Here is a 2,054-nt window from a genome sequence, read left to right as displayed (position 1 = left end):
GCGTCAAAAGCGAACGACGAAGCAGGCGACGGTACTACGACTGCAACAGTGCTCGCGCAGTCTATTGTCACTGAAGGTCTCAAAGCGGTTGCTGCGGGTATGAACCCAATGGATCTGAAGCGCGGCATCGACAAAGCGGTGATTGCTGCGGTGGCAGAGCTGAAGAACATTTCTCAGCCGTGCGCAGACAGCAAAGCGATCGCGCAGGTCGGTACTATCTCTGCAAACTCGGACAGCACCATCGGTGAAATCATCGCCAAAGCCATGGACAAAGTGGGCAAAGAGGGCGTGATTACTGTTGAAGAAGGCCAAGGCCTTGAAGATGAGTTGGAAGTCGTTGAAGGGATGCAGTTTGACCGTGGTTACCTGTCACCTTACTTCATCAACAACCAAGAAACAGGCCAAGTCGAGCTGGATAACCCACTGATTCTTTTGGTCGACAAGAAGATCAGCAACATCCGTGAGTTGTTGCCAGTCCTGGAAGGTTCTGCGAAGTCAGGTAAGCCTCTGCTTCTGATTGCAGAAGACGTCGAAGGCGAAGCACTGGCCACTTTGGTTGTGAATAACATGCGTGGCATCGTTAAAGTTGCTGCAGTGAAAGCGCCTGGTTTCGGTGATCGTCGTAAAGCCATGCTGCAGGACATTGCTGTTCTTACGGGCGGTACTGTGATTTCTGAAGAAATCGGTATGGAGCTTGAGAAAGCAACTCTGGATCACTTAGGCAGCGCGAAGCGCGTTGTGATCAGCAAAGACAATACCACTGTGGTAGACGGTGCTGGTGACAGCAAAGCGATCGAAGGTCGCGTAAATCAAATCCGTCAGCAGATGGAAGACACCTCTTCAGATTATGACCGTGAGAAACTGCAAGAGCGCTTAGCGAAGTTGGCTGGCGGTGTTGCGGTGATTAAAGTCGGCGCGGCAACTGAAGTTGAAATGAAAGAGAAGAAAGACCGTGTCACGGACGCGCTGCACGCGACTCGTGCTGCAGTCGAAGAGGGCGTGGTCCCTGGGGGTGGTGTTGCGCTGGTTCGAGCAGCGAGCAAGCTCGGCGATTTGCGCGGCGACAATGAAGACCAAAACGTGGGTATTCGCCTAGCACTTCGTGCAATGGAGTCTCCATTGCGTCAAATCGCGGCAAACGCTGGCGCAGAAGGTTCAGTTGTAGCGAACAACGTGAAAGCAGGCGAAGGTAACTATGGTTACAACGCGGGCAACGACACCTATGGCGACATGCTAGAAATGGGTATCTTGGACCCAACGAAAGTAACCCGTTCTGCATTGCAGTTCGCCGGTTCAATCGCTGGCCTGATGATCACCACCGAAGCCATGGTTGCGGAACTTCCAAAAGACGACGCACCAGCCATGCCAGGTGGCGATATGGGCATGGGCGGCATGATGTAATTTAAGACTCCGTAAGGGATCTTTATAAAGGGCAGGCCTTCGGGTTCTGCCCTTTTTACTTAGCTGGCCTTTGACAATTCTTTACCATTTTGTGGGGTGCATCCACTTGTTGGTTAATTGCGTAAAAGCTATATAAGTAGATGAAACAGTTGGTCTCAGAGGAGGCATCACCATGAAAACAGCCATTGTAATCGTGATCACGGGATTGCTATTTTCAATGAGCGCAAGCGCAGCAACCGTCAATGTGACGTGGGAAAATCCTGAGAAATATCGGGACATTCGTTCTGCTGATCAGCATCAAGGTCGGTTCCAAGAGAATCTTTTTTCGGCTTTTGAGCGCAAATTTACTGACTTAGCCTCAGGGCTTCCTGAGGATTACACCCTAGATATTATCGTCACCGATGTGGACTTAGCGGGTAATGTCGAAATGCATAGCCTACGAGGGCAACCGCAAGAGGTACGTATCATTCGTCCTGGCTTCTACCCGCGGATGCGTTTTAGCTACACACTGAGCGATGCCGAAGGCACAATTGTCCATACGGGCGATGAGAACTTGCGTGGCCGCGAGATGCCCGGTGAGGGTCGCTTAGAAGCGCAAACACGCCGACGTGGCGTAGAAATGATTGAATACGAGGGAGCCATGCTAGAACGCT

The 2,054-nt window shown here is 51.6% G+C and carries 2 protein-coding genes; both read left to right on the top strand.

Going from position 1 to position 2,054, the window contains the following annotated elements:
- The coding region (gene groL / locus J5F18_RS10845) for a chaperonin GroEL (RefSeq protein ID WP_346298661.1) at positions 1-1,401 on the top strand (1,401 nt) is incomplete at its 5' end.
- Positions 1,402-1,573: 172 nt separating this feature from the next.
- Positions 1,574-2,054 (top strand): DUF3016 domain-containing protein (locus tag J5F18_RS10840; RefSeq protein WP_346298660.1); only part of this gene is annotated, 481 nt, incomplete at its 3' end.

This window comes from Halomonas sp. BM-2019 (assembly GCF_017584085.1).
Note: the sequence above shows the minus strand (reverse complement) of the source record. Positions and strands in the feature narration are given on the sequence as shown.